General features: G+C 55.3%; 14 protein-coding genes and 1 tRNA gene. 5 read left to right on the forward strand and 10 right to left on the reverse strand.

Translation table 11 applies throughout. From position 1 onward, the window contains the following. Positions 1–247 precede the first annotated feature (247 nt). Positions 248–943: a VIT family protein gene (locus KF752_14565; protein MBX3422774.1), complete on the reverse strand. Its 696-nt coding sequence runs from the start codon at positions 941–943 to the stop codon at positions 248–250. A 23-nt stretch (positions 944–966) separates the two neighbouring features. Beyond that, positions 967–3,639 carry a magnesium-translocating P-type ATPase gene (gene mgtA / locus KF752_14570; GenBank protein MBX3422775.1) on the reverse strand — a complete coding sequence of 891 codons (2,673 nt, stop codon included), beginning with the start codon at positions 3,637–3,639 and terminating at the stop codon, positions 967–969. A gap of 222 nt (positions 3,640–3,861) precedes the next feature. Between mgtA and KF752_14575 the strand changes: the two genes are divergently transcribed. Then, on the forward strand, positions 3,862–4,074 hold the full coding sequence (locus KF752_14575; protein MBX3422776.1) for a hypothetical protein: 213 nt from the start codon (positions 3,862–3,864) through the stop codon (positions 4,072–4,074). Here the strand turns inward: KF752_14575 and KF752_14580 are convergent. The 3 genes from KF752_14580 to sppA all read right to left on the reverse strand — a co-directional run bounded on the left by KF752_14580 (position 4,052) and on the right by sppA (position 6,788). Continuing rightward, a complete protein-coding gene (locus KF752_14580) occupies positions 4,052–4,651 on the reverse strand; it encodes a class I SAM-dependent methyltransferase (protein ID MBX3422777.1) in 600 nt (199 codons plus the stop codon). The genes KF752_14575 and KF752_14580 overlap by 23 nt on opposite strands. Positions 4,652–5,296: 645 nt before the next feature. Continuing rightward, positions 5,297–5,473, reverse strand: a complete 177-nt coding sequence (locus tag KF752_14585; GenBank protein MBX3422778.1) for a hypothetical protein — start codon at positions 5,471–5,473, stop codon at positions 5,297–5,299. A gap of 226 nt (positions 5,474–5,699) precedes the next feature. Beyond that, positions 5,700–6,788: a signal peptide peptidase SppA gene (gene sppA, locus KF752_14590; GenBank protein ID MBX3422779.1), complete on the reverse strand. Its 1,089-nt coding sequence runs from the start codon at positions 6,786–6,788 to the stop codon at positions 5,700–5,702. 539 nt (positions 6,789–7,327) lie between these two features. On the opposite strand from sppA, the gene KF752_14595 reads away from it, so the two are divergent. Both KF752_14595 and KF752_14600 read left to right on the forward strand, forming a co-directional pair. After that, positions 7,328–8,533: an ABC transporter permease gene (locus KF752_14595; protein ID MBX3422780.1), complete on the forward strand. Its 1,206-nt coding sequence runs from the start codon at positions 7,328–7,330 to the stop codon at positions 8,531–8,533. A gap of 162 nt (positions 8,534–8,695) precedes the next feature. After that, the gene (locus KF752_14600) at positions 8,696–15,556 is read left to right on the forward strand and encodes an SDR family NAD(P)-dependent oxidoreductase (protein MBX3422781.1); all 6,861 of its coding nucleotides are present in this window, start codon (positions 8,696–8,698) and stop codon (positions 15,554–15,556) included. A 27-nt stretch (positions 15,557–15,583) separates the two neighbouring features. Here KF752_14600 and KF752_14605 read toward each other — a convergent pair whose 3' ends face one another. Continuing rightward, positions 15,584–18,298 carry a family 10 glycosylhydrolase gene (locus KF752_14605; GenBank protein MBX3422782.1) on the reverse strand — a complete coding sequence of 905 codons (2,715 nt, stop codon included), beginning with the start codon at positions 18,296–18,298 and terminating at the stop codon, positions 15,584–15,586. A gap of 332 nt (positions 18,299–18,630) precedes the next feature. Further along, positions 18,631–18,867: a hypothetical protein gene (locus tag KF752_14610; protein MBX3422783.1), complete on the reverse strand. Its 237-nt coding sequence runs from the start codon at positions 18,865–18,867 to the stop codon at positions 18,631–18,633. Positions 18,868–19,420: 553 nt separating this feature from the next. Here KF752_14610 and KF752_14615 point away from each other — a divergent pair. Together KF752_14615 and KF752_14620 are read left to right on the forward strand one after the other, a co-directional pair. Beyond that, positions 19,421–19,493, forward strand: a tRNA-Asn gene (locus KF752_14615). Between the two features lie 391 nt (positions 19,494–19,884). Beyond that, positions 19,885–20,232 carry a hypothetical protein gene (locus KF752_14620; protein MBX3422784.1) on the forward strand — a complete coding sequence of 116 codons (348 nt, stop codon included), beginning with the start codon at positions 19,885–19,887 and terminating at the stop codon, positions 20,230–20,232. 40 nt (positions 20,233–20,272) lie between these two features. Here the strand turns inward: KF752_14620 and KF752_14625 are convergent, their stop codons facing one another. The 3 genes from KF752_14625 to KF752_14635 form a co-directional block, all read right to left on the reverse strand. Next, the gene (locus tag KF752_14625) at positions 20,273–21,967 is read right to left on the reverse strand and encodes a hypothetical protein (GenBank protein MBX3422785.1); all 1,695 of its coding nucleotides are present in this window, start codon (positions 21,965–21,967) and stop codon (positions 20,273–20,275) included. Continuing rightward, the gene (locus KF752_14630; protein ID MBX3422786.1) at positions 21,964–23,112 is read right to left on the reverse strand and encodes a DUF4297 domain-containing protein; all 1,149 of its coding nucleotides are present in this window, start codon (positions 23,110–23,112) and stop codon (positions 21,964–21,966) included. Before KF752_14630 ends, KF752_14625 begins: the two co-directional genes overlap by 4 nt. A 180-nt stretch (positions 23,113–23,292) precedes the next feature. Next, positions 23,293–23,510, reverse strand: a 218-nt coding sequence (locus KF752_14635; protein MBX3422787.1) for a hypothetical protein, incomplete at its 5' end; no start/stop codon positions are given.

Here is a 23,510-nt window from a genome sequence, read left to right on the forward strand (position 1 = left end):
ATTTGCAGTTGTAGACGCGGGCCACTCCCGGCCGCATGCCCAGTGACGCGTTCATCCCCTTGGAAACATAAATGAAGGGATGGGGAGGCTGGCCGCGAAGATCGCGGACGACGATTCGGGCTAGGCGGCGCCCCCCAATGGATCGCATGCTGGGCGGTCTGAGGATAGTGGCTGCCCTGCGGATCCGGGGATGGCGGGCACTGTTCCGTGTTGCACAGACGTTTGTCCTGAAGCGTTCAGAGTTGGGTTACACCACTGCTCCGAACAGTGCGCCGACCCCAGCCGTCAGGGCCATTGCCAGCGCTCCCCAGAAGGTAACTCGGATGGCGGCCTTCGTGACCGGAGCTCCGCCGGCGTGGGCACCGAAACCGCCCAACAGCCCCAGAAACAGGATGGATGTGGCGATGACGACGGGGATCAATACCGTCCGTGGGGTGACAAGGGCGGTAAGCAGAGGCATCGCGGCACCGATGGCGAAAGTTCCCGCCGAGGCCAAGGCCGCCTGAATGGGCCTAGCGGTTGTCAGATCCGAAATGCCTAATTCGTCACGAGCATGGGCTGCCAGGGCGTCGTGGGCCATCAGTTGATCGGCCACTTGTCTGGCCAGCGCCGGCTCTACTCCGCGGCTAGCGTAGATCGCCGCCAGTTCGTTCCGTTCCGACTCATCCTCAGTTGCCAGCTCTCTTCGCTCGCGATCCAGGTCGGCTTTTTCTGTATCCGACTGCGAGCTGACAGAAACATATTCCCCAGCCGCCATCGACATTGCGCCGGCCACGAGCCCCGCTACGCCCGCAACCAGTATGTCACTCGCGGTAGAATGTGCCGCCGCCACACCGACGACCAGACTCGCCGTGGACACAATGCCATCGTTCGCCCCCAACACCGCGGCTCGCAACCAGCCAATACGATTCGTTCTGTGTCGTTCTCTATGTTGGACATACATGCGGGTTGCTCCTTGATACTCAGTTAAATCCACTTCACTCGTAGCAGCCAGGTCTTGATCAGTTGCGTCAAGACGACGTAGCTCAACAGGGTTATCACCATCAGCGGCCAGTACAAAGGAGGCAGCGTCGTGAATCCCAGGTAGCGGCCCAAAGGCGACGCGGGTATTGCGATTCCGATTCCCAGAACGCAGGCCGACGTGAAGATCAGCAGCCAGGACGCACGACTCTGAAAAAAAGGAATCCGGTTGGTGCGGATGACATGGATGATCATCGTTTGAGTCAAAAGGCTTTCCACGAACCACCCGGTCTGAAACAGGCTCGCACTGTGAGCCGCTGCCTCGGGGGTCGAGACGTGCCAGCAGTTGAAAACGTACAGCATCATGAAAAACGTGGTGTAGTCGAAAATCGACGAGCAGGGACCAATGAAGACAATGAAGCGAGTCAACTGGCGGATGTCCCATGGACGCGGCTTCTCGACCTGTTCAGGGTCGACATCGTCAGTCGGGATCGCTGTCTGACTGACGTCGTAGAGCAGATTATTGGCGAGAATCTGAATCGGAGCCATCGGCAAGAACGGGACGAAGACGCTGGCCCCCAGGACGCTGAACATATTGCCGAAGTTGCTGCTGGCCCCCATGCGCACATACTTCAGAATATTCGCGAAGACCTTGCGACCTTCCACGACGCCCGCTTCCAGTACCATCAACGACTTTTCGAGCAGAATCATATCTGCCGACTCTTTGGCGATATCGACGGCAGTGTCGACACTGATACCGACATCTGCCGCCCGCAAGGCCGGGGCGTCGTTGATTCCGTCTCCCATGAAGCCGACGATGTGCTGACGTGATTGCAGAGCATGAATAATCCGCTGCTTGTGCGCGGGCGAGACCCGTGCGAACAGCGTGGTCTGCAAGGCGGCTTCTGCCAGTTGATCATCGCTCATCGCCTCGACGTCGCTGCCCAGCAGAATGAACTCTGTCGATAGTCCGACCTCCTTGCAGATTTTGCGGGCTACCAGATCATTGTCGCCGGTGACCACCTTGATTGCCACGCCATGACAATGCAGCGCCTGTATGGCCTTCGCCGCCGTTTCCTTGGGCGGATCGAGAAACGCCACGTAGCCATTCAAGATCAGGTCCGACTCATCTGTCTGGGAGTACGGCGTCGCGTCTCCTGCGACGACGCCCCGTGGTGGGATGTCTTTGCTGGCTATTGCCAGCACTCGAAAACCGTCGGCCGAGAGCCGACCATATTCGTGCTTGAGCGTCTCGATGTGGGCGTGGTCCATCGGGAAGAGCTGGCCATCCAGTTCAAAACTGTTGCAACGCGGGAAGATGGCCTCGGGGGCTCCCTTGCTGATGATGCGATCTTTGTTTTCAGGCGTGCGGACCACCACCGACATGATGCGCCGCTGAAAGTCGAATGGGATTTCGTCCACTTTCGCGTACTCGGGAATGTTTGCGTGGGTGTGCGTTTCGGTATGCGCCAGGACCGCTCGATCGAGGACGTTCTTGAGACCGGTCTGGAAGTGGCTGTTCATGTACGCAAGCGCGAGCACGCCGTCATCTTCCTTCAACGCCACATCGCAGTGTCGCTCCAGAATGACGCGGTCGATCGTCAGGGTGCCAGTCTTGTCGGTGCAGAGTACGTCCATGGCCCCCAGGTTCTGAATAGCGTTAATCCGCTTGACGATGACCTGCTTACGGCTCATGGCCAGCGCGCCCTTCGACAGGCAGACCGTGACGATCATCGGCAGCATTTCCGGCGTCAGCCCCACCGCCACAGCGATGGCAAAGAAGAAGGCCTCCGTCCAGTTGCCCTTGGTGAGTCCGTTGATCAGGAACACGAGCGGCACCATCACAAGCACAAATCGCAACATCAGCCAAGTGAATTCAGCAATCCCCTTGTCAAACGCCGTTTCCGCCGGTGGCTGCGTGACTAACGGGGCCATGCTCCCCAGGTAGGTGTCCGCCCCAGTCGCCACGACTACCCCTGTTGCGGAACCGCTTTCCACACTGGTGCCCAGAAACGCAATGCTGGTGAGTTCCACGGCAACCGTTGTCTGCGCGTTCTTCTCGATCTCGAATTTCTCGACGGGGAAACTCTCCCCGGTCAGCGATGCCTGACTGACGAAAAGATCCTTAGCTGCGATGATACGTATATCGGCGGGAATCATGTCTCCGGCGGCGAGCTGTACCATGTCACCGGGAACCAACCGGGCAACCGGAACCTCCTGAGGCTGGCCGTCGCGGATGACGGTGGCCTTGACCGAAATCAGGGCTCGGAGTTTGGCGGCAGCACTGTCGGCCTTAGACTCTTGAACCAGCTTCAAGCCCACACCCAGCAGGATCATCAGTGACATCAAAAGCCCTGCGCGGACATCGCCGGTCGCAAAAGAAATGCAGGCCAGCACGGTCAGCAACAAGACGAGCGGATTGATGATCGCCCGGTAGATGAGTCTGGTGATTCCCGGTCGCTGGTCTTTAGCGAGCACGTTTGGGCCATGCTCGGCTAGACGCTCGGTGGCTTCTGCGGCTGTCAGTCCCGAAGTTCGAGTCGCTATCTGGTCTAGTAACGCTGCGGCCTCGATCGTCGCAGCCTGGACCACCGCCTGCGAAACCTGAATCTCAGGCTTCTCACGGTGAATTGCGGCAAAAACGTGTTTGGGTAGTACGGAGGTTGGCATCAGGGCCATGCAATCTCTTGACAAGTCAGTGACTACGCGCAGTCACTAGATAAATGTCATTCTACAACAAGATGCTGCGCAGGAGCGTAGCTCGCGCACGGCAGGCACCGCCATGCAAATCAAGTGGTCAACAGCAGGCCCACACGACCAGATCGGGGCACCTGCATAAAACGGCACGTTGGCGAGCAAACCGACAGGACGGTCTTTCGTAAGTCTTGCTGGCAAAAACCAATGAGTCCAGCTCCGACTCCACATCCGTTGAACCTGGACCACCGTGCCGGCGGCAAGGACACGGCTGTATGCTGCGCAGGTACAATCGCGGGTGTGACTTCGCAGGAATTGGTCACGGATCTATTTTTAGCGGTACACGATATTGAGCTTACCAATCCGCGCGTTCCGGGGCTCTTTGTGCAACGGTTAATTATGCCCGCTTTCGACCGATGAATTGCACAACCGCAGCTAAGCCAGTATGGTGTTTGCCTTCGAAGACCTCCCGATCCACCTCGTGTAGCACAAGCGGTTCAAGATTTGAGAATTCACGCTCAATTTTGGAAACGGTCATCAACATGTCTCCATTCTTGGGGCCACCTGTATTGCGGTGCAATTGATTTTCGGAATACGCCTCCAGGAGCAGCAGACCATTGGGCATCAGGCATCGTTCAACCAGGGGGTAGAGACGGTTTCTGATGTTGCTTGGCAAGTGTGCCGAGATGGATATTACGGACATATAGCTGTCGGCTGCTGGATTGTATGTTGCCAGGTCGGCCACTTCGGTCCGTATGTCAACTCGCTTTAAACCGGCCAGCTTTCGCGCTTTCGCTAGCCCAATCGACGACCCATCGACACACGTAACCTCTAATCCGAGGGAAGCCAAGAAGACCGCATTCCTCCCTTCGCCTTCGGCGAGTGATAGTACCGGTCCTCGAAGCTTGGAGGAATGTTCAACTAGAAACTCGTTGGGATTGGTACCATAGATGAATTCTTCGGCCGAGTAGCGATCATTCCAGTCAATGCGGTTCACAGGCTCTCTCACTGGCATATCGCCCCGCATCACGGGGCAACGGGAGTTGACATTGATCACGCAATCCACTGGCCACTGCCGCTCCCGCGCATGGTACGCCCAGCATGGGCGCAAATTCGTGGGGTGAAAGTCCCCTGTACGAAAATGGGAATTGACTGGAGGACAGTATACCAATTGTAACCAATCTATACAAAGTACTAGGCTGTGCTGGTGGCCGTTTGGGGACACAGTGCTGTGTCCCCAGCGAAAGCCCCGCCGCACGCATTACGTGTTGCATGGTGTGGCTTCCGCTAACGGCGATTTTTGCGCTCGAATCAGTTAGCAATCCGAACAATTTTCATGCCAATTCCACCAACTCCGCAGCGTCGTCTCACTTACAGACTTCGTTGCGAATTAAGCGCCACTGGTATTTCGAAAGACAGTCCATCATAGTCCTTTGCCATGATCGCTTGAATGCCCAAGAAGCGACAGCTTGAGCCGTTGGAGCGGCAATGCGATATTGTGATTGCCGTGTCGCTAGATCATCCGCAAACCCCATCTTAATGCGCCGATTATCCAATTCCGGAACCAAGCGATTGATGTAAAATCCACCGACATCTTTGGCGATGGGGTTCGAATCGCCAACAAGCCCTTCTTCGCGGCGTTTCAGCCGTATTGGATCAGCATCATCTTGATCCACTGCGAGCGTGTGTTGATTTTGCGAGTCAGGCGTCCGCGTTTTTGCGGTGTGATTCCAAGCTTCAGAACGTACCGCCGCGCATGGGAACGATCCATCCCAAGTTCTACTGCGAAATGTTTTTGCAATCCGTATTCTTCTGCCATGGGTTCCCTGATCTGACCGACAAACTGCTATTAGGCAGATACCCTCAATGGGAGTGTCTGGGATTAACATCTGCCTCTCGAATTCTAAGGTACCCATTTTTTTAGCCAATCAGCGGATTGTTCCAGCAGGGACTGGTGTACAACACAGACTGGCGATGTGTTGCGTAGCGGGCGTATTGTGCAGCTGAATGTTAGACGGGGTGAGCGGGGCGTCTGGGCTGCGGGATTAATAGGGGGCGGGCTCAGGTTGCCAAAGGTATAAGAAAGTGGGCAACGCGCTGCGGTCCAGGCCGGGAACCTTGAGCGGTATGAGCGACGAAAGCGTGGGAGTGTTGGGGGACATGTCGAGTGCCGTGTAGGCGCGGTCGTTGTCGCGTCTGAGCATCACGACGGTGGCACCTTCGGCTAAACCGGCCAGCGAACGAGCCTCCTGGATGGCGTCGTCCAAGTAGCCGACTCGATCGACCAGGCCCGCTACCTGGGCCTGTGTGCCAGTGAGCACGCGTCCGTCAAACAACTCTTGGCTGCCGGTGGAAAGATTACGCCGCTGACGTATACGTTCAATAAACCGCTGATGGAACTGGTCAGCGATGCTTTGCAATGCGGCGCGCTCTTCTTCGGACATGACCCGATTGGGTGACCCCATATCGACTCGATCGCCACTCTTGACCGGAATAGGTGTGATCCCGAACTGGCCCAACATGTCTTCTAGGTTATACACGTTTAGAATGACGCCGATGCCACCCACCAAGGCGGTGGGGTGAGCGATCACGGCGTCGGCTCCGGCGGCCAGGTAATAGGCACCACCAGCCCCAACCTCCATCAGGCATGCTACCACCGGCAGGTCGCGCTGGCTGACAAGTTGCTCCAAGTCGCGGCTCATCATATCCGAGGCGGTCACACCGCCACCACCACTATTGATTCTGAGTACGACCGCGCGAATTGTCGAATCAGCAGCGATGGCGTCCAGTTTTTCACGAAATAGCGCTACGGGGTTTTCTCCCATCGAACCGAGGCCACTCAGATTGCGGTTGACCAGCCAACCGTCTACATCAATTACGCAAATCCGGCCGGTGCCAGTGCCTGAATTAGAATAGACCGGCACGCTAACCAACCGCGAGGCGGTGTTGTCGGTGCGCATGGACGTGGCAACGTCACCCGTCATATTCATGTTGCCACGCATGGTCATGTCCCCGGCCATCTGCATTTGGCCATTCATGTTCATATCACCGCGCATCAACGTTACCAGCGGCCGATTGCGGCAACCTGTTGCCAGGAGCACAGCCGCTAATACGACTATCAACCGGCTGATCATTTGCATCTTAAAGAAACTGGTAGTAGTGGTCATCGCCATCAAGCAGGTATGCGTCGGCCAGCGCGACGGGGTGTGATCGACTTGGCAACCCAGTACGACCGAGGGCTGAGTGGGAACACGACCATTAGAAGACATCCAAGTGAACATGCTTGTTCCAATCCAAATCCTCGCTCAAAGTGCCAGACGCTGTGGCAACTAAAGCTGCGAGCTGCAAAGTCCAGGAAGCTGTTACCACCCAAAAGTATGGTGCTGGCCGTCGTATTCGATGCGAGGCGACTGCTTTGTTATCGGAGAAACAGCAACAGGAAATACTGCCTAGGTTTCTGAGCGGTTATCCCCATACCGTACTGCCCTATCATCGCATGTCTCCTAAACTGAAACTTCGGAAAAGTCCCCCCAGAGTGCGGCATTAGATGGCTTCGTTGCCATGGATAGATTTAGAAGCCTTTGCCGCCAAGTCGATTAGATGTCCGCACCGGCTGGTTGCTTCGCCAATTGCGAGGCACCGCTCAAACTGTTCGTGACGGAGAGTGTCACCCGTGCGTTTTGGTGGTTTGATAGTAAAGAACTTGGCTCGCCGGCCCACTCGGTCTCTGCTTACATTGCTGGCGCTGGCCACGGCAATCATGGCGGTTGTTTCGCTATTTAGCGTTGCCAAGGGGTTCACGCGTTCCTTCGCAGACGTGTACGCTGCTCACGGCGTAGATATTGTCGTCTCGCGCCAAGGCAGCGCCGACAGACTTAGCAGCGCAGTCGATTATTCGTACGTTCAGCAGATTGCCGATTTGCCGGGCGTCAAGCGCACAGCGGGCGTGATGCTGGAGACGTTATCCCTTGAAGAGCAAGGAATTTACGGCATCCCCACCATGGGCGTTGCGCCAGATAGTTGGATGTTGGAGCAATACAAATTCGTAGGACAGCGCTTGGACGGTCCCCAACTGCCCGCTGGACAAGCCGAATACGACCCGGCCAAGACTGTGATGTTAGGCACGCATTTGGCCGAGCGAGTCGCGCTGGGCGTTGGCGAGCGTTTGATGCTGTTCGAAGAGCCGTATGTAATCACCGGAATATTCCAGAGCACCAGCACGTGGGAAAATGGATCGATGATCTTGCCGCTGGCGACACTACAACAATTGACCGACCGGCCTGGCCAGGTGACGTACATCAACGTAGTGTTGGATCGTGGGCCATTGTTTGGTGAGGACGTCCATCAAAGTCAGCCTGACCGAAAACCTGAAGTCCATTTGTCTTCTGCGCAATTGGTCGTGGCCGCCATTGAAGGCCTGGACAAGCGGCTGTTGGCGCTAACGACATCTGAGTATGTCGAAACGGATACACGCATGCAGATCGCTCAGGCAATGGCTTGGATGACGTCGGCTATCGCGCTGCTGATCGGCGCGATCGGAACGCTGAATACAATGTTGACGAGCGTCCTGGAAAGGACCAAAGAAATCGGCATTTTACGGGCTATCGGTTGGTCGCGGCGAAGAGTCGTGGGGATGATCGTCGGTGAATCGTGCGGGCTGTCGTCGATCGCCTGCGTGCTTGGCATAGTCTTTGCTCTGGGTCTGACCAAGCTGCTCAGTTCAGCGCCAGAAGCCCGCGGTCTGATTAGCCCACACTTTGATGCGTCCGTGCTGACCCAGGGAGTGGTATTAGGGTTGGGCATCGGTCTGCTGGGTGCCGCATTGCCGGCGTGGCGAGCGGCTCAACTGCAACCAACGGAGGCCTTTCGCGACAATTAGGCTAACAGTCACTTGGATTACAACCCCAGCGACCTTCACGGGACAGTGGAGACTTATCGCATCCATCGCTTGGTGACGGTGGCTAGCATTAGGGAATTCGCCATAGTACCTCATCAAACTATTAAGAATAAGCGCAGGCAGAAACCAGTTTAGGCTGACACCATGACATCAAAGACGAATCCTCCTGCCCTGGGCGGTCAGGTACCTAGTAGTATTGCAGAGCCGATTGCAATTATCGGGATGGGGTGTCGGTTGCCGGGCGGCGCCGACGATTGGCAGACCTATTGGCGGATGCTTGAGTCGGGCATGGATGCAATTTCCGAGACTCCGCCCGATCGCTGGAGTCTGCAAAAATTCTACGTGCCCCACAAGTCATTGCCCGGCAAGACGCAAAGCAAGTGGGGCGGCTATGTTCGCAACATCGACCATTTCGATCCTCAGTTGTTTGGCATCTCACCGCGCGAAGCGGCCAGCATGGATCCGCAGCAACGGATGTTGTTGGAATCGGCCTTTCGAGCCATTGAAGATGCTGGCCAGCGTGCCGACCGGCTGGCGGGACAGCCGGTAGCTGTCTTCATTGGTATTTCGAGTTTCGATTACGCCGTGGCCGGTCTGAGCTTTCAAGATCGGGGAGTCATTGATGCCTATAGTAACACTGGAGGATCCTCCAGCATCGCGGCCAACCGCATATCCTACTGTTTTGATCTGCGCGGTCCCAGCGTCGCGGTCGATACAGCCTGTTCGTCATCGCTGGTGGCGGTACACATGGCCTGCGAAAGCATCTGGCGCGGTCAGGCCAGCATGGCTCTGGCCGGCGGCGTGAATGCTCTGATTCTGCCCGATTTCTACGTGGCCTTCAGCCAGTTGGGCGTGATGTCGCCCGACGGTCGCTGCAAGACGTTTGATGCTCGCGCTAACGGCTATGTGCGCAGCGAAGGCGCCGGAGCGGTTCTGCTGAAGCCGCTGCGGGCTGCGCTGAGTGACAAGGATCCGATCTACGCAGTCATCCGCGCTACGGCACTCAATCAAGATGGACGAACACCCGGAATGACTGTGCCCAGTCAAGCTGCCCAAGAGGCACTCATCCTGGCTGCCTGCCAACAAGCTGGTGTGTCCCCCAGCGAACTGCAATATGTCGAGGCGCACGGAACGGGCACTCCGGTTGGCGATCCCATCGAAACCAAGGCGATCGGCAGTGTCGTCGGGCAGGGCCGCGACCCCCAGAATCGCTGCTGGGTGGGATCGGTCAAGACCAACATCGGGCACTTGGAGGCCGGTGCAGGCATCGCCAGCCTGATCAAAGTTGCTCTGTCGCTACATCATCGGCGGATTCCTCGCAATCTTCACTTTCGGCAGGCCAATCCAGAAATTGACTTGGCGGCTCTGGGGCTGCGAGTGCCAACGCAGACTGAAATTTGGACTTCAGATCGCTCCCGGTTGGCCGGCATCAACGGCTTTGGATACGGCGGTGCTAACGCGCATGTGATTATCGAGCAAGCGCCGGAGTCGGCAGCACAAGTCCATTCGATTACGCCGTCACGAACCGTTCCGGCAACTGCCCTCAGAACTAAAGTCGTTGCGTCCGGTCCATCGGCAGCGAGCACAACAAGTGCTGGTGTTACAACTGAAGCGACCGAGACCGCTCCTCCGGTCCTGCTACCACTTTCGGCTCGGTCACCGTCCGCTCTGCAACAGTCCGCTAGTCAGTTGTCTGCATGGTTGTCCGCAGCCGGTGCGGGCTATCACCTGGCCGAGGTGGCTGGATTAATGGCGCACCGCCGCACGCATTTCGACTGCCGCTGGGCTGTCTGCGCGGCGGATCATGAGAGCATGATTGACCAGCTACAAACGTTGGCCAATTCCACTCCATCGGAGACCGCACAGGAAACATCCGCTGCTCAATTATCTCGTGGTGCGGCATTCGTTTGCAGCGGTCAGGGACCGCAATGGTGGGCGATGGGACGTGGACTCATCAAGCACTCGCCGGTCTTTCGGTCAATGCTCAAACGCTGCGATGCGGAATTCTCGCGCTACGGAACGTGGTCGCTTTTGGAGGAACTAGAACGATCCGAAAGCACGTCGCGCATGCAGCAGACGTCGATCGCTCAGCCGAGTATTTTTGCCATTCAAGTTGCATTAGCGGCATTGTGGGAGAGCTGGGGCATCAAACCCACTGCAGTGGTCGGTCATAGTGTGGGGGAAATCGCTGCGGCCTACTTGTCGGGCGCATTGAGCTGGGAGGATGCCTGCTGTGTCGCCTTTCATCGTGGACGCACGATGGACCTGGCCAGCTCACAGGGTGCCATGGTGGCGGCTGGTCTCTCCCCCGATCAAGTTCCGCAGTGGATCGAAGGACTGGAAGCTCAGGTATCGTTGGCGGCAATCAACGGTCCAACCAGCGTCACGATCTCCGGGGCTGCGCCGGCCATAGCACAGCTTGCCACGCGTCTGGAGTCTGCGGCCATCTTCTGTCGCCGATTGGCGGTGGAATACGCGTTTCATAGTCCGCAGATGGATCCGGTGCGTGACGAGCTTCTGCGCAGCCTGGCTCACTTGCGACCTCGGACAGTCCATACCACGTTGGTGTCCACCGTGACCGGACAGCCAATCGACGGCAGCCAATTGGGAGCGGACTACTGGTGGCAAAATGTGCGTCACAGCGTCCGCTTTGCCGACGCCATGTATCGACTGGCAGAGATGGGCTATGGTGTAGCGGTCGAGCTTGGGCCTCATCCTGTGTTGGCTTACTCGATCAATGAATGTTTCCAAGCTGTGGGATGTCATGTGCACAGCGTTGCTTCGCTCAATCGCCAGCAAGGCGATCTGTGGTGCATCTCGAAATCACTGGGAAGTCTGTATTCGCTGGGCTATGACATTCACTGGGAAGGTTTCTACAACCAGCCCACGCGCAAGTTGCCACTGCCCACCTACCCGTTTCAAACCCAGCGCTTGTGGAACGAGTCGCTTGAGTCGCAATGGACGCGCAACACCGCCGCAGTTCATCCGCTGCTCGGCGAGCCGGCCGATCACCAGCAGCCGGTATGGCAGCAGCGAGTGGATCTGAAGCTGCAAAATTATCTGGCCGATCATCGCGTGCGGGGCAGTGTGATCTACCCGGCTGCGGCCATGCTGGAGACCGCCGTAGCCGCTGCATACCAACTTTCACTTGGCGCAGACCAGCCGTGTGCTGAAGTGCGACTTGAACGCCTGCGACTACACAACCCCTGCCTGTTAGCCGATGATCAACCGCAGTGGATTGAAACTCGCTGGAACGCCGATCGTCGGCAGCTAAACTTGGGCTTTCGCAGTTGCAAGCTTTCGGCGTCCGGTGAAGCGGCACAGTGGAGTTCACTGGCGACAGTCGAGATTAGCGCGCAGCCTTTGCCGACCACAGATCAAAAAGCTCAATCGCAGAGGCTTGAACAGACTAGAAGCCGTTGTCTGCGGCAATTCACAGCCCAGCAGCTCTACGACTACTGTGCGCAGCTCGGCCTACAATACGGGCCTCAATTCCAAGGTGTTGTCAGCGGAGTTCAACGCCCTGGAGAGGCCTTGGCCGAAGTTGTGCTGACCAAGTCCATTGACCCAAGTGCGTACGTGCTACATCCCGCGCTGCTGGATAGCTGCTTCCACGTGATGATCGCAGCCGACAGCAGTTTTGACCATGCACTGGATGGGCTTTATTTGCCTGCGGAGTTGCGGGAAATCTGGGTGTACTCACGCAGTTTACCCAGCGGTAGTAAATTGCTGGACACTGCAACTACCAGTGACGAGGGTCAGGCAACGGGATTCTGTGGCCAGCGGTTGCTAGTGCATGCGCGCGTCTTGCGCAAGACCGCTAAGAAAATGTGGTGTGATTTGGATATCACCACGATTGACGGTCAGCCGCTAGTGACCATACGGGGTTTTGAGAGTCATCGTGTACTCAGCCCATCTACCATCCAGCAGACGGAGGACTTGATCTACAAATTCCATTGGCAGCGATCTGCGTTGCCGAACCTTAGGGAATCGCAGGTTGCAGCGTCAGAGCAGCGATGGCTCGTGTTTATGGACGAAGGCCATGTGGGCCAGGAGATTTGTGAACGACTTCGCGCCAGCGGCAGGCAGGTGGTGGAAGTCTATCAAGCCAGCTCGCACGTTCCTCAGACGCCAGCCAGACAGTTTCATCAGTTCAATCCCGAAAGTCGCCAGGATTTCGTGTCACTCCTGGAGCGGTTTGCATCCGCACCACTGACTCACGCGGTCTATCTGTGGGGGATGGATGTGCCCGCAAATGATGTGCTGAACTGTACATCGCTTCGGTCGAGTACCTTATTGACCACCTTGGCACCTTTGCATTTTGTGCAAGCGTGGGAATCCATTGAAGCCCTAGGCAGTGCCAACTTCACCATCGTTACCCGTGGTGCCCAGTCGGCCGATGACGCTCCTGAACACTGTAACGTTGCGCAAGCGCCGCTGATCGGCATGGGGCGCGTCATTGTCAACGAGTATGGCCGGCTGCGCAGTAAGTTAGTCGATATGCCGGCCACGCTGCGCGCTGGTGATTTCGATCAGCTTTTCGCCGAGCTACTAGCTACCGACGACGAGGATGAAGTCAAATGGCGGGATGGTCACCGTTGGGTACAGCGATTTGTGCAGCAGCGCGATCAAGCCCTGGGAAATGAGGCCTTGAGTCAACTGCCCTTCCAACTGCGACTTGGAAAATCCTCGGGCGTGGAAGAGCTGCGTTACGAAACGAAAGCGCGTGGCCCATTGCAGCCAGGCCATGTCGAAATCGAAGTGGTTGCTGCCGGATTGAATTTTAGCGATGTGATGAAGGCCCTGGACCTGTATCCAGGCTTGAACGACGCCGTGGTGGATCTGGGAGCCGAGTGCTCTGGGAAAATTGTGCGGGTCGCGCCCGGCAGCCGGTGGAACGTCGGAGATGAAGTAATGGCTGTTGCCCCAGGCGCTTTTAGCAGCCACGTGATTGTCGATGAACAGCTTGTAGCCCGTAAACCCTGCAACCTGAGCTTCGAGCAGGCAGCCGCGATCCCGGTGGCATTTTTGACTGCCCAGTACGCTCTGCATGACTGTGCCAGACTCAGCCGCGGCGATTCGATCTTAATTCACGCCGCCAGTGGTGGCGTAGGTTTGGCTGCAATGCAATTTGCTGCCGCCGCCGGTGTGCGTATTCTGGCGACTGCCGGTTCGCCCGAGAAACGCAAGTTTGTACAGCAACAGGGCGCCAGTTGCGTGATGGACTCGCGGACATTGTCGTTTGGTGCACAGACACTCGAGGCAACCGGTGGTGAGGGGGTTGACGCGGTACTGAACTCACTGCCGGGCCCTGCGATTGCAACCGGACTGGGTGTGCTGAAAACGGGAGGTCGCTTTCTAGAGATCGGTAAACGCGACATCTATAACGATGCCGCGCTCGGGCTGTATCCATTTCGTAACAATCTTGCGCTGTTTGCGATAGACTTGGATCAGTTGTTCAAGCAACAGCCAGCGCGAATGGGGCAGATGCTGCGCGATCTGAGTGCACGATTTGAGTCCGGTGAATTGCATGCGCTGCCCACCGAAGTCTATTCGACCAACGAAACCGCTGCTGCGTTCAAGTTCATGCAGCAGGGTAAGCATATCGGCAAGGTGGTTGTGAACTATCAGCAGCGGCCGGAGTTCTTAGCGGCTGGTAGTTATGATCCAGTCCAGTTCAAGGCCGATCGAACCTACTGGATTGCTGGAGGATTGGGTGGTTTCGGACTGGAGATCGCTAAGTGGATGGCCCAGCGCGGTGCTGGTCATCTGGTCCTTAGTGGTCGCAGCCCTCAGCCTCGTCCGGAGGTAACCAAGGAAATCGCGCAGCTTACCCAACAAGGCGTAGCGGTCACGATACTGCCTGCGGACATTACACGCCCAGACGAAGTCCACCGCGTTTTAGCTAGTATTGATCGGCAGCTGCCACCCTTGGCGGGAATATTGCACACGGCGATGGTCTTGGAGGACAAGCTGCTAGCCGACCTGGATCGCGATACGCTAGAACGCGTTCTATGGCCCAAAGTGTTGGGGGGCTGGAACCTGCACCAACAAACCTTGGATCGCCAGTTAGACATGTTCGTGCTGTTTAGTTCACTGTCCAGTGTCTTCGGGCATGCTGGCCAAGCCAATTACTCGGCGGCCAACGCCCTGTTGGATAGCTTGGCACATTATCGTCGTAGTCAAGGCAGTCCGGGCCTGGTAATTAACTGGGGGCATCTGGGTGAAGTCGGTTACTTGGCGCAGCGGCAACAGCTTGGATCCCGACTAGAGCGTCAGGGCGTACTGAGCTTCACGGTGCGCCAAGCTACAGATTGCCTCGAATATGCACTGCAAACGCTGGCGGTTCAATTGAGCGTATTAAAGATGGATTGGTCGGTGTGGCGCGGCTTGGGGATTACCAATCGAGTTTCACCGCGCTTTGCGTCCTTACTGCAGCAGGCCGAAGGAGCGGGCCAGCCCAGCGGTGCGACCGCCACAGCCGACGGATTGCGATCGAGCAGCCCCGCCGAGCGCCGGGCTCTGATCAGCGATATGCTGCGCAGCAAGATCGGTAGCCTGTTGGGCATTGCAGCTCAGCAAATACGCGATGATCGCGCGTTGTTGGAGTTGGGACTGGATTCCCTGATGGCGGTGGAACTGCGAAATTGGATCGAAAGTCAACTGGAAATTACGCTGCCCATATCGGCGCTGATGCGCGGCCACAGTCTGGGCGAGCTGATCGATCAAATCGCAGCGATGATTGTCGGCTCAAACAGTAGTGCGCCGTCAACAGTTTCGCCGAGATCGCCAATGCAATCGACAGAACAGGTGGCCAAGTTATCTAGTCTATTGCCAGCCCACGCGGCCTCTCCAACCGCTCCAGCGCCTGACACACCTCGCAATCTAGCTCCGATCAGTTCGGCACAAATCACCGGTCAGATTGCGGCCGAATTACTTGACAATCTGGAGAATATGGATGACGATCAAGTCGCCCAACTGCTCAATCAAGTTCTGAATCAATAATCTCAATCACGTTCTTAAAAGCCAGCGCTACCGACCTTGCAGTTGATCGACATAAGGTTGCAAATACTCCCAAGTGAAATAGGCGACGCCCGGCACCCCCAGCTGCTCGGCGGCATCCAAATAGTTGCGTGCATCATCGGCCGAATGAATGCTGCCGTGGCTGGTCTTAACTCCCAAGGCGAACGTTAATTCTGCAGGTTTGACAAGTTGCTGGTTGAGTTCTACAGCCTGCTGCAATCGCTGGCGAAACTGACTCATGAATGCATCTCCATACGTTTCTCGGTGACAGTAGCCCGAAACGTTGATCATATCCAGTAGGCCCAGCTCCACCCAGCGCGGCCAAACTTGAGCAATCGTGTGTTTCCGCGCCACGTGTGCACCCCAGACATAGGCCGCCAAGCGTATCGACGGATGATGATCGCGAGCGGTTTGGCTAAGCAGCCTCGCCAACTCCGTCAGCTCCGCTTCCTTGAATTCCTGAAACAGCTGCCGCTGCTGCTCATCAGTAACACCGGCGGGCAAAGAATGCATGAATCGCTGTTGGCTGGCCGCGTCCAGCTGGTGAGGCTGATTTGCGTAACGCAAATAGTCCAGCACAATTCCGTCAGGTTGATAATTCAGCACTACATCCCGCACGATATCGGCCAGCCACTGCCTGGCCTGCGGGTGAGCGGGACTGAGGTATCCCAGAGTCTTTCCAGCCAAGTCGCGAAGCGCCCAATGCGGATTTTGATGCAAGATGCCAGCGGGCTGCGTGCCACCACTAACCACCACGGGCAGTACGGGATAAAAGGCCATCCCGCGCTCGCGAGTTAACCGCGCGAGTATCGCCAATGGGTCGCTGGCTGAAAAGTGATGCGGCATATACTGGCTCTGATAGTGCGCTTCGCCAGACGAGTTGGAGACAAATGGCATGATCGTGTTCAAGCCGAATCGCTGCATCGCATCTACTTGAGCTTCCAGAACGGCCTGTTGTTGCGCGCTATCTGAATCTGGCGGCAGCAGGCGATGCAGGTGCACATAGGCCGCTCGTAATGGCCTGTGTTCATGATTGCGTGTCGGGTCAGCCGACGGTTGCGACTGCCGTCTGTCACGGTCGCTGTCCGTCGTTACAAGTTCAACCTTCTTACCAGCAAACGCTCCAAAGACCCCCTGTCCCAGCGTGATCGCCCAATTCGTGAGGTCGGTCGGGCAGTCGGCGTCCCAAGTCGCGCTGCCCAGGCTGACGTTATCTTGAATCACTTCAATTCGATTTCTGGAGAACTGGAACTCCAATTCGGTAGTCTCTTTGCTCCAGCGAATTGGCACCGCCAAGCATCCGGGGCGACGCAAGCGATGCACCGCGCCGTACTCCAAGTATTTTCCGCCGGACAAGAATGCGAATTTATCTTCATACGGATTGGGGCCCTTGGCAGAGGTGCTGATGTACAAGCTGTCACCCAGAGGCACAAGGCTGGTGATGCGCTGTCCCCAACGATTCAATACCGGATCGAGCAACTTGGTTTCGTTTTCGTAAGGGTGCGTCGTTGTGTCGGTCGGTTCAGGGTGTGAAAACAATCGCCCCTCGAAACGCCACTGCTGGGCGGCCATATCGCGCCGCCACAATTCCCCCCAGGGCCACACACCCACATACAAGTCGCCTCCGTAAATGGCCATCGTTTGGGCTTCACGAGCGTTGCGGCTGACCGAGGGCATTGCTGGGGGCCAGTCCGCCAGTCGCTCTAGTTGCTGGTGGGCGATCTGAAATAGCTCTCCGGTCGGATACTGCCCCAATAGCAAACGGTCTTCCAGATTGATGGTTGAATAAATCTGAAAGCTCTTTCCATCGGGAGCTCGCAAAGTCGTCCAATCACGTCCGCTGCCCAGCAGGTGAACCCCGCCTTGATTTGATGCCGCCACGATCCACCGCTCGCTGCCCAGTGGCCGCTGGCCAAATGCGTAAATAAACTCGCCGGGTTTCGAAAGCGACAGCGCAACGCCCGATGCCAGATCGACTGACTGGTTTTGATCGGGCGACCACGGATACGCAATTAAGCGGTTGAATTCATTGGATGAATTGACAGAAAATTGGCGAACCAGTAGCGTCCCATCGGCGTAGTACCACTCGCCAATCCGACTGTCATTGGGCGCGACATCTAAGACACACCGGCCGTCGAAATTGATCTGTGTGGGACTCGCCGACATTGTGCGACCATCGACCTGAATCGCAAGTGGCGGGGTTTGAGCATCGATCAACCAAGCACGCAGATCGGGCTGCCAAACTCGCAAACCCTGGTCCAGGGCATTGCGACCATACGAGAACAGTTTTCCATCAAAGCCGTACAGATAGGTGCCGGCATCGCTTGAAGGGCGCGGCAGCAATTCGATTGCTGGGCTGACAGCGGACGCCGGAGCCGTTTCGTCCGCCATACGCAGATAAACATGCAATGTTCGGCGGTCGCTGCGATCCTGGGTATTGTAGGCGCTCAGAAAACCGGCTCCGGCAATCGGAATGCCTTCGGCCGTACGTGCCTCCCAGAGTGAACCGAACGCTTGGCCGCGGTCGCTGCCCAGTTCCACACGTGTCCTTACGGTGCGGACCGTGTTTGTTGTCAGAGAGGTTGCCTCAGCCTGTAGTTGAGCGCAGCCGTCGGCATCCGCTGCCAAGGCCTGTGGAGCTGGGGAAGCTATCAGAACCACCCAGACGAGCAGCCGGAATGTGGCTTCCAGCACCTGCGACATTTTGTAACACATGCAAACCACCGCACTTTCTCCCAGGAAAAACCGGCAAATTCGGGACACAGTTATAACCCATACCACTGTCACCGTCGCCACGGATTGACATGAGAAAGATTGCCGGTAAAGTGATTTGCGGTATTTTGGTAAGACATAATGCCAGTGAATGCCGAGAATATGATGCGAAAGAATGTCTGGTGACATTCAGGTACGTCTTCGTCTAGCGAAAGCTCGACCATGTGTCGAAATCGCTTGGAGAGCGACGTATTCGCTCCAATCCGTGTTTCAATTTGTGGGAGAAATCCAAATGTTCAAGTCCTTTCTGTCGGTAGCATTGGCAGCGGTTTGTCTTTCGACGCTCAGCTCCAGTGCATTTGCTTTCGGCCATCGCGCCGCCGGTTGTGGCTGCGAAGCTGCACCTGCTTGCTGCGAAGTAAGCTGTGATCCTTGTTGTCAGCCAAAGTGTGGCCTGAAGGGCCGTTTGGCAGCTCGCAAGGCTGCACGCGCTTGCTGCGAGCCAACATGCTGTGCCCCAGCTCCAACGTGCTGTGAGCCAGCACCAAAGTGCTGCGAGCCAGCGCCTGTTTGCTGTGCACCAGCACCAAAGTGCTGCGAGCCAGCTCCAACCTGCTGCGATGCCTGCGATCCTTGCTGCAAGCCTAAGTGTGGCCTGAAAGGCCGTTTGGCAGCTCGCAAGGCTGCACGCGCTTGCTGCGAGCCAACTTGCTGTTGCGAAGTAGCTCCAAGCTGTGGCTGCAACTAGTAGGCACCTAAGCGGGAACCAGTCCCGACGCACATCGGGTCCGAACGTCGATCTGTGATCGCTCCAGCGTTTCGGACGAAAACTCAAAACGGCCGCGCCCAACAGCGTAGGCCGTTTGTTGTTTGTCAGTGCGCCAAGGCCGTCGATATGGACCTGCTCACCTGCATCGATAGTATGCCTTCGGAATTACGAAGTATAGCAACGGCACGCGCTGCTTATAACAACGGCACGCGCCACCGTAACCGTTCCTGAGGCGAACTACCTACTAAAAAAACCGATGCCGGACTTGCAGCCTGTAGCCCCAACGTGTATTTTTAGGACTGCGGCTGCGGGGATTTATCAGGCGCCAACAAGTTCGCCTAGAGTCTCCAGTCACAAATTTACCTTCCTCTGTAGCTCAGTCGGTAGAGCAAGCGGCTGTTAACCGCTGGGTCGTAGGTTCGAGTCCTACCGGAGGAGCTTTCGTCAAAGTCCGAACTTTGGCGACCAAAAGACTTAACGCCCGGCGTCGAGAGATCGATGGCCGGGCGTTTTTCGTTTCTACCCAGTTTTTCGCGGGTTTCCAACGCTTTTCGCGTTTCGCCGGCCCAAACCGCCGCGATCTCTGTTCGCAGAGAGATTTTCGTCTCTCGAACGCAACCTTCAAGGTTTCGCCCGCCGGTGCGAAAAATCGGTCCCGAACTCTCTGACTCTCTCTTTTCGGCGACCTCCAGAGTTAACACAGAGTTCTCGTTCGAAGGTCGGGTGAGACCAGTTTCGAACTCTGCGTTGAATTCGGGGCTCTCTGCGAAGTGCTGGCCGATAGAATAGTGGACCTAGAAGAGGCAGCCCCCAGAAAATTGAGGCCCACATGAATAACGATGAAGACACCTTCGTATTTTGCTACCCAGTCTACTTTCTTCTCGACCCAAGCCCACCGGTGAGTTTTGTTTCGCGTCCACTTCTAGATGGAACCGGAAGGTTTGGAATACACGTATTCACCGACGAAGCGGCAGCGGACCAATATTTGATGGAACACGCCCTTCCTCCGACTGTCGTCAAGCACGCTGCTGCGAACGAGCCAACCTTTGTTGGGAAACTAAAAATCCTGCTTGAGCAAAAAGAGTTCACGCACTTGATCGTAGATGATCGCGGAGGTCATCGAGCGAAACCGATGCGTTGTATCCCGATCAAAGACATCGTTAAGAATTTGGAGTGAATATCAAGCACAAAGCGGATTCGCGAAGACTGAGCCTAGTTTAGTATGCGAGAGCTTTATCAATGTACATCCGCATCTCTTCTGCGACATCATTGTATTGACTGCTTTGCAGTAGCTGTCTTTCGTCCTTGAGCTCAATAACCTCCCCACCAAGGCTGATGCCCATGTCGTCGACTAGTCCTACAATCATCTGCGACTCTGGTGGCCTTTGATCGCGCATGAATTCAAGCATTCGCTTCCAGTTTTCGGGATCTTGATCCTGCTGCTTCGGTGAATCGATTACGAGTGGACAGCGGGTAGTTGTCGAGTACTTTTCAATAGTCTTGATGATGGCAAAGTAGAAAGCCAACAGCGCTCGGGGCAAATCGCTTCCGTTCTCCTTGATCTTGGAGTGTACCTCTTTATAACTGGCCTCTGAAAGCTCCTTGACTTGAAGCTGTTGCAAGAAGGCAGTCATCCTGCCCATATAGTACTCTTTTATCTCCTTAGCCCGCTTCTTTGAGGAAGCACTTTTCATCTCTTCGTCCGCACTCTCTACCTCGTCGTCAATCTCGCCAATCCTCTGATTCAGCACGTTGAGTTCCGAACGCAACACGGTTCGGACTTCCTTTTTGCCTTCGCTTCTCAGAATGTCTTGCAATTTCACTTCCCCTTGTTTCATTTCGAGAATCGCATTGATCTTGGCGACTTGCACGGAGGCATCTTCTATGCTTGCCTTCCTTTTCGCCATATCCGCGATACAAGCATCCAGTTCGTCATGGAGTTGAACCAATAATGCACGCATTTGGTCTTCATCTTGAGCAATCCCAAATCTTTCAGCAAATGAGTTGTGGTACTCCGCTCCACAAGTTGGGCACTCGATCTCATCGTCCAGCTTTTCACTAGCAAAATCGAAGTCCTTCCTCAACTCGTTTGCAGCTAGCTCCGTGATGCCAATCTGCCGCTCAATGGAGTAGCGACGATTTTCAAGAGCTATCAACTCATCCCTAAGAACAAGCTCAGCTTCCTGAAGCTTGTTGCATTGCTGTAGAAGTAATTCGATTTCTCGCTCGTAATTTTGAATGCTCATGTCGAATTGCGTACCGGCGATTTGCTCAATTCGCTCAAGAACGCGATGGATTACAGTTCTTTCCTGCCTTACTTGCACCAATTCATTTTCCGCAAGCGCCTTTCGATTCTTCGCGACGTAATACTCATTTGGCTTGATCCCGGTGTGAAACTGTGCAATCGCTGGTCGGTATGACTTGTACTGCTTTAGGGATTCAAAAGAATCCCAGTTGTCTACCCAGCTTGCATCCTGATCTGCATAAAATGGCAAGAACAGAAATGCCGGCGTCGCTTGCCATGGCTCCATCGTAGTACTGTTGGTTAATTCCAAGCGAAAGTTAAACAACTCGGCGAAGAAGGGCCCGAGCCCTTTCGTGATACTTCCGAAACTTCCAACAATGTCATTTTCATTATTGAAGACTGTGTACTGTCGTCCCGATTTCAGGATTCGATAAAAGACTCCACCAATTTCGAAGTAGACGAGCAGCGAGACATCAAGCTTGTTCCAATTGGGGTGAATGCGCTTTGGTGTAGCACCAAAAGCCGTGTACAGAGACTTAATGAGGCAGGATTTTCCACAATCATTTTCCCCCTTTATCACCGTTACCAGACTTTTGAACTTCTCCCTTCGCGCTGTCTTTTCTTTTGCTGAGAGGAGTAGGATCTCGTGAAATCGCAATCTTGTCATGAGTTTTTTTCCTGAGATTGCGAACCAGACGCCGGAAGTTCTTGCTCATATATCTGCACCACAACCATCGCGTTTAAAAAAGCCGTCGAATAATGTAGGCAAACTGCTTGCCACTCTTTGTATGAGATCTTCGAAAAATGCGCGAGCATGCCGGACATAATTGTAGGCGAGGCCAATTGTGCTTCGGACACACGGCTTAGCTCAAGTTCTATCAGCTTCTGTGCTTCAGCGATTATTCGATTTGTCGGGTCCAGCCTCTCAGCTAGATATTTCCGTACATTCTCAATCAGCACCCGAGATTGGTTTGGTGGAAATGACTCTTTTGTAAACTGGCTGGAAATCAGACCGACCAAGTCATTTTGTTTCTTTATTGACATTACACAGTCGATCATGTTCTGTACTTGCTCCCGAGTAAGACCGCGATTTTTCACCAAATCAGAAAACGCTACGTCTCTAGTCTCCCGATTGGTTCTGCGTTGTATGTCCGACTTCAACGTCCTGTGAAAAGGCAACGGCTGGATTGAGCCATCTCCCTGTTTTTCGAGGAATGCGGTCACAACTCCCAGGCAATGATTATCGTGATCGTTGAGGCTCAAGGCGGTCGTTTCCAGAAAAATCAGCTCTAGTCCCTCAGGTTCAGTTGTTAGTTGGTGTTCCAATGTCAGCGCGTTTTTTATCTTACTAACCTCGACATCGGCTAGTTCAGAGACCGCGATCGACTCTTTCTCTATGCTGTCTGTAGCATCCGCAAGCGCGACATTGAATCTTGCGTTCGATACGAACGTCAATCGATCTACAGCAACATCGAACTTCAGGCGATGCTTATACAGCTTGCCCAAATAGGAGGGAAGCGTCGTTCCGGAAGCAGACTTTTCACCTGTGGTGATTGAATGTGTTGTCCAATTACCCGAAGCTTTGGTTTTCACTTGAAAGAAACTGGCTTTGGTTGGATCAGTGGGATGATCAAGACTAACAATATCATCGTGCACGTCGAATAGGACGCAGTAGTTCACGCCAGCTTCGTGCAACTTAAGCATATGGCAAGTACCATAAGAACTCTGAAATGCAAATCGGTTACTCGACCTAGCTCCGCTTGGATCAGGGCAGTCTTGAGACAGCATTTCGGCCAACGAAACGGTACTCATGTAGCTAAGCCACAATGCATCGATGGACCATCAAACTTAACGAGCTTGACGCAAGCATGGCCCAAACGTGGAGAGCAAAAATGAATTCAGACACTGACTTTGAGTAGTTCATTGATTCGATAACATCTCCCCTTCTCTTTCGCACCCTAATCCGTCATTTCGAACCCGCACCGGGTATTCCTACAGATAGACGCGGCTGTTGTTGCTGCGAAAATCTGTCTTCGAGCCGCCAATTATAGCGGCGTTGAGCATGGAGGTGCGAGTTGCTCTCGTCTTTTCCCCCTTCTTCACTGTCCGCAACGGCTCGGCGATCGGAAATCGCAGCGATACTTGCGGCCGGCATCGTTCGGATGAAATCGCGTATGGCGATCCTGGATTCTGAAATCGCTGACGAACCG

The sequence above is a fragment of the Pirellulaceae bacterium genome (assembly GCA_019636385.1).
Lineage (GTDB): Bacteria > Planctomycetota > Planctomycetia > Pirellulales > Pirellulaceae > Aureliella.

What these genes read in the sequence shown, in the direction of transcription:
- KF752_14565 (MBX3422774.1), bottom strand. Translation starts at nt 943, where the DNA reads ATGTATGTCCAACATAGAGAACGACACAGAACGAATCGTATTGGCTGG.
- mgtA (MBX3422775.1), bottom strand. Translation starts at nt 3,639, where the DNA reads ATGGCCCTGATGCCAACCTCCGTACTACCCAAACACGTTTTTGCCGCA.
- KF752_14575 (MBX3422776.1), top strand. Translation starts at nt 3,862, where the DNA reads ATGAGTCCAGCTCCGACTCCACATCCGTTGAACCTGGACCACCGTGCC.
- KF752_14585 (MBX3422778.1), bottom strand. Translation starts at nt 5,473, where the DNA reads ATGGCAGAAGAATACGGATTGCAAAAACATTTCGCAGTAGAACTTGGG.
- sppA (MBX3422779.1), bottom strand. Translation starts at nt 6,788, where the DNA reads ATGATCAGCCGGTTGATAGTCGTATTAGCGGCTGTGCTCCTGGCAACA.
- KF752_14600 (MBX3422781.1), top strand. Translation starts at nt 8,696, where the DNA reads ATGACATCAAAGACGAATCCTCCTGCCCTGGGCGGTCAGGTACCTAGT.
- KF752_14620 (MBX3422784.1), top strand. Translation starts at nt 19,885, where the DNA reads ATGAATAACGATGAAGACACCTTCGTATTTTGCTACCCAGTCTACTTT.
- KF752_14625 (MBX3422785.1), bottom strand. Translation starts at nt 21,967, where the DNA reads ATGACAAGATTGCGATTTCACGAGATCCTACTCCTCTCAGCAAAAGAA.
- KF752_14630 (MBX3422786.1), bottom strand. Translation starts at nt 23,112, where the DNA reads ATGAGTACCGTTTCGTTGGCCGAAATGCTGTCTCAAGACTGCCCTGAT.